7 protein-coding genes are annotated in these 4,466 nt (G+C 66.3%); all 7 read right to left on the minus strand.

Going from position 1 to position 4,466, the window contains the following annotated elements; all coding sequences use genetic code 11:
* Positions 1-1,061 (minus strand): phage portal protein family protein (locus VGV37_RS26385; RefSeq protein ID WP_326882788.1); only part of this gene is annotated, 1,061 nt, incomplete at its 3' end.
* A 2-nt stretch (positions 1,062-1,063) separates the two neighbouring features.
* The gene (gene terL, locus VGV37_RS26390) at positions 1,064-2,770 is read right to left on the minus strand and encodes a phage terminase large subunit (protein WP_326882789.1); all 1,707 of its coding nucleotides are present in this window, start codon (positions 2,768-2,770) and stop codon (positions 1,064-1,066) included.
* A gap of 3 nt (positions 2,771-2,773) precedes the next feature.
* Positions 2,774-3,274: a DUF1804 family protein gene (locus VGV37_RS26395; protein WP_326882790.1), complete on the minus strand. Its 501-nt coding sequence runs from the start codon at positions 3,272-3,274 to the stop codon at positions 2,774-2,776.
* 1 nt (position 3,275) lies between these two features.
* A complete protein-coding gene (locus VGV37_RS26400) occupies positions 3,276-3,602 on the minus strand; it encodes an ArsR family transcriptional regulator (RefSeq protein WP_326882791.1) in 327 nt (108 codons plus the stop codon).
* Positions 3,599-3,958 (minus strand): hypothetical protein, encoded by a 360-nt coding sequence (locus tag VGV37_RS26405; protein ID WP_326882792.1) that lies wholly within the window; start codon positions 3,956-3,958, stop codon positions 3,599-3,601. Before VGV37_RS26405 ends, VGV37_RS26400 begins: the two co-directional genes overlap by 4 nt.
* A gap of 5 nt (positions 3,959-3,963) precedes the next feature.
* A complete protein-coding gene (locus VGV37_RS26410; RefSeq protein WP_326882793.1) occupies positions 3,964-4,200 on the minus strand; it encodes a TraR/DksA C4-type zinc finger protein in 237 nt (78 codons plus the stop codon).
* Positions 4,197-4,340, minus strand: a complete 144-nt coding sequence (locus VGV37_RS26415; RefSeq protein ID WP_326882794.1) for a hypothetical protein — start codon at positions 4,338-4,340, stop codon at positions 4,197-4,199. The genes VGV37_RS26410 and VGV37_RS26415 overlap by 4 nt, the downstream gene beginning before the upstream one ends.
* Positions 4,341-4,466: the final 126 nt, after the last annotated feature.

Below are 4,466 nucleotides of genomic sequence, written 5' to 3' on the forward strand. Positions count from 1 at the left end.
CGAGCGGCCGGCATGTTGATCCAGACGATCCAGGCGACGATGGTCTTGTTCAGCACCTGCGCCAGGTTGTCCGCATCGCTCCGCGCCAGTTCGAGGCGGTCTTCGGTGTCGGCATCGGCGCCGGCGCCCCCGTCGAGCGGGCCGGCATTGGCCGCGAAGGTCGCGCCCAGCACGGTCTCGCTGATGTCGTCGTTCTGGCTTTCCTTGAACAGGCTGAACGTGTCGGCGCCGGCCGAGCCCGACGCTTCGAGCAGCTCGATCGTGCTGCCGTCCGGCTTGATGATTGCGCTGTCGGTCGAGAAGGCCCGGCAGGCATCGAGCAGCGCCTGTTGCGTGTCCGGACCGGCGCCAACCGGATAGGTGCCGACAGCGGTCGGCGAACCGTACTTCTCGTTGTGGATCAGCCAGGCCGCTTCGTTCTGGCGCTTGAAGAAGGCCCGCCACCACAGGATGGCGCCCAGGCCGCGCCCGTAGGGATCGCCGTCCTTCGGGTTGAAGGTGTGGACGATGAACTTGCGCGCCGGCAGCTCGAAGCCGTTGACCAGGTTGGTCCGGTCAATCATGCGCAGCACATAAGTCTTGTCGAAGCGGAACCGGCGCTGGTCGCGGATACGCGCCTCGACCGGGAACCACCAACGATCGTCGACCAGCTCCCAGATCAGTTCGACGACCGAGAAGCCTTTGAGGATGGCGTCGTTCAGGTATTCGCACAGCGCCGAGAAGTTCATGGCGTGCAGGGCACGCTCGACCAGCTCGGCCGCCGCCTTGTCCGCCGGCGCGCTGCTCGCCTCCGTCACCATCCACGGGAAAGCCGCCAGCGCACGCTTGCGCTTCTGCATGACCGAGAAGACGCGCGGGTCCAGCTCGGCTTCGTCATAGATCAGATAGCTCCGGCCGCCGCCACGCGCGGCCAGGGTCGGGTCGCGGGGATAGAGGATCCCCATCGTGTCGTAGACATAAGGGTTGCGGTCGACGCCGGCGAACTCGCCGATCGGCGCGGTCGCCGGCGATCCGGGCGTCGTCGCAGGCTTGGTGTCTCCCGGCACGGGCGTGTCGGCCATGGTCACATTCCCCGATAGTCGTCGAGCGTTTGATGGGAGCGGCTCGGGCCGCCGGTGCCGGAGCCGATGATGCCGAGGCCGCCGACGAAGCGCCGGGCGATCTGCCAGAGCATTTCGAGCGCGTCCGGACCGTCGTCATGATCGGCCATCGGCCAGTTCTGCAATTGCTCGAGCAGCAGCTTGTGGCGCGAATCGAACAGGATGATGCCGTTCTGGACATGCATCTGCATGCCCAGGATCCGGACGTCTTTGGGGGAGTCGTGTTTGGCAATCCCCATGGCGGGAACGTGGCAATGCTCCGCCGCCGCGCGCTTGACCAGCTCGGTCCGCATGAACTCCTGAAAGCCGATGCTCTCGAAGCCCCAGAGCTGACAGTTGTGGATGCGCTGCAGCTCGATCACCTGGGCGATCTGGACGTCGGGCACGACGCGGCGGATCAGCGCCTCGACCACATGCAGCTTGCCGCTCTGCCGGCCGTAGGCGCCGACCAGGGTCGCCGAGAAGTCGCGGGACGGATTGCGCTTGCCGAGCGAGCTGTCGTGCGCACCGAACAGCAACCAGTCTTGGCCACGGTTGATCCAGAACTGCACGACGCGGAACGGCGCGTCGCTGTCCGACAGCGGATCGTTCTGCTGCTCGCTGTTGAAGGCGTCGGCGCCGATCAGCACCTTGAGCTTCATCAGGAACTCGATCGGGCGCACGGTCGGCCAGCTCACGACGGCGCCGGCGTCCATCGCCGCCTGGTTCTGGGCATAGAACGCGTCGGCGGCGGCGGCCCGGTCGAGGACATCCCCGTCGCCATCATCCTCGGCGGCGTTGCGGAGCAGCTCCTCCCAGGTTCCCCACAGATCCATCCGGTCGGGCATGCGGATGACCGATCGGAATTTCTTGCCCCGCCACATCGGGTTCTTCGACTTGCGCGCCAGCACCGCGTCGTAGTGCAGAAGCGTGCCGACGTAGAACACGTCCATCTTCCCGCCGGGCGGTCCCAGCGGGATGATCGCCTTGTCGATCCAGCTGTCGAGCTTGTCGCGCTGGTCCTTCGACTTCACGTTCTCGTCGTTTTCCAGATCGTCGAGCAGCACCAGGTCCGGTCGGAACGGACCGTGGCGCATGCCGCGTGGCTTCTGGCCGGCGCCGATCGCGATGAGCTTGACGTTATTCCGCGTCAGGATGACCGCTTCCTTCCAGACCCGGCCCTTGCCGGCGACGTCGGGAAAGTCCATGGCCAGGCGCGGGTTGAACTCCAGCTCGGCCTTGATCGCCTCCAGCATCATGACCGACAGGCCGAGAGTGGCCATGGCGATGATCTCGAAGTGCTTCTGGCCCGTTACCACGGCATAGAGCGCGCCCAGCTGGGTAACGATCGTCGACTTCGCCTCGCCGCGCGGCGCGATCAACCATTCATAGATCGATTTCGGGGCGTCGAAGATCGCTTCGAACCGGCTGAAGACATGCATGTGCATGACCGACGGCTCGCCCTTCACGTAGTGCGGGAAGTACGTCCGGCAGAAGATCTCGAAGCCGCCGGTGCCGGTGACGTTCCGGACGCGCTCGGATCGGGCTTCCGGGTTCGGATCGAAGCCATCGACCTCGGCGTCGATCGTCGCCTTCAGCTCGCCGGAAAATTCGGCGATCGCCTTCAGGAAATCCTTGTCACGGAACTTGCCCGGCTTGTTCCAGGCGGCCAGGTCGAGCGTGTCGGCCATCGTCTATCCCAGCTGCGCGGCGAGCGCCTCGGCGAAGGGTTCGAGCACTTCGACGAACGCCGGCGCGTGGCGTGGGAAGCGCTTGCGGACGAACTCGCCGAACAGGCGGATCACTTCCATGGCGATCGCCAGGCGCGACAGCTCCGGGCTCGCCTTGGCGGCGGCCCCCATCGTCTTGGTGAAGGCGTCGGCCAGGCGCGACAGAGCTTCGGCTTTGGCCAGCGGCGAGATCTCCTTGTCGTCGCGCACGTCCTGCATGGTCGAACGGTGCAGCGACACGAAGTCTTCGAGCATCGCCTGGACGATCGACTGGAAGCCCTCGCCGGCCATGCGGGCGGCCGTGCGGCCCCGATCCCAATCGTCGCCCTCGTCCTTCGCCTCGGACTTCCAGCGCGACGCCGTGCGCATCGAGACGGCGGCCTTATGGGCCGCGACCTCGATCGGCACGCGCTCATGGACATAGGCCGCCCGAACGAGCGCCCGCTTTTCGGGCGCGTGGGCCATGTCAGGCGCCGCCGGCGGACTTGAGCAGGCGCGACGCCGGACCAGGCCGCAGCACGCCGGGCGCCGTCGCGTCGCCGGTGGCGACATCCAGGCCGCGCTGCGTGATCGTGGCGACGATCGACGCCTCGCGCGGGAATGCCCGGGTGACCAGCCCCTGCTCGTCGAGCCAGGCTACCACGGTCGAGACCAGGTCACGCGAGGCATGCAGGCCGAAGTCGTCCAGAACGCCCTTCAACAGGCTCTCGTTCGCCGAATAGCCTCGGGCTTCCTTCAGATGCCGAAGGATGCACAGCCGTTGGTGCGAGAGGAGGACATCCTCGAAACTCATAGCTTTCTCTCGATCAGGTATTGCTCGATGCGATCGACGGCGTTGCCGATCTTGTCCATGCTCTTTTCCATGCCATCGACCGTCTTGGTGACGGTCCGGACGCTGCCGTCGATCTCGGTCAGGCGCACGGTCACCGCGGTGATGTCCGCGACCTTCGCGGTGCCTTCATGGCGGCGCTCGCAGTCGGAAACTCTGAGGCGCAGCGCGTCGACCGCCTCGCCCGACGCCTTCGCGGCGGCCGTGAATTCCTTGTGCTTCACGAAGCTATGGCGCAGCCAGAACACGGCGACCGCCAACAGTATCGTGCAGCCCGTCGTGACGATCTCGACGATCGCCGCAACCTTCAACCAATCCATATGCTTCAGGCCTTCTCATGCTGTTCGAACCGCGCTTGGCAGGGCACGCACCGTTCGGCGAACGGGTTGCGGGCGAGCCGGTCCATCGGGATCGGATCGCCGCAACCACAGTCGCGGGGCTGGATCACCTGCTCGCCGTCACCGAGGATGCGCGGCACCCGGTGCGTCGCCCGGTGATGGGCGAGCGCTTCGTCGCGCATGCGCTGTTCCAGCTCCTGCGCCTGGTCGACGATGTCGGTCATTGGCCCGTCGCAGCGCAGGCGCGGGCCTGGGCGCGCATCGTCCCGTAGTCGAGCATGAAGCGCTGCAGGGCCGACCCGGCCGGCAGCGTCTTCAGCTCGTCGGCCGCCTGGGTTTGGGTCGCCGGATCGTAGGCGACCACGGGCGGGCACGTGTTAGAAATTCCCGCCGCGCAGCTTGCTGTCGAGAGCAGCAGGATCGTGAGGAGCGTCCGCCCCGGCTTGAAGCATCGCATGGTCAATGTTGCTCGTCTTGGTGAGATCGGCGG

Source organism: Aliidongia sp., assembly GCF_035943795.1.
Classification (GTDB): domain Bacteria; phylum Pseudomonadota; class Alphaproteobacteria; order ATCC43930; family CGMCC-115725; genus Aliidongia.

Bases quoted from the DNA above. Each gene is read 5' to 3' on its own strand.
- VGV37_RS26400 (WP_326882791.1), bottom strand. From the start codon at position 3,602: ATGAGTTTCGAGGATGTCCTCCTCTCGCACCAACGGCTGTGCATCCTT.
- terL (WP_326882789.1), bottom strand. From the start codon at position 2,770: ATGGCCGACACGCTCGACCTGGCCGCCTGGAACAAGCCGGGCAAGTTC.
- VGV37_RS26395 (WP_326882790.1), bottom strand. From the start codon at position 3,274: ATGGCCCACGCGCCCGAAAAGCGGGCGCTCGTTCGGGCGGCCTATGTC.
- VGV37_RS26410 (WP_326882793.1), bottom strand. From the start codon at position 4,200: ATGACCGACATCGTCGACCAGGCGCAGGAGCTGGAACAGCGCATGCGC.
- VGV37_RS26405 (WP_326882792.1), bottom strand. From the start codon at position 3,958: ATGGATTGGTTGAAGGTTGCGGCGATCGTCGAGATCGTCACGACGGGC.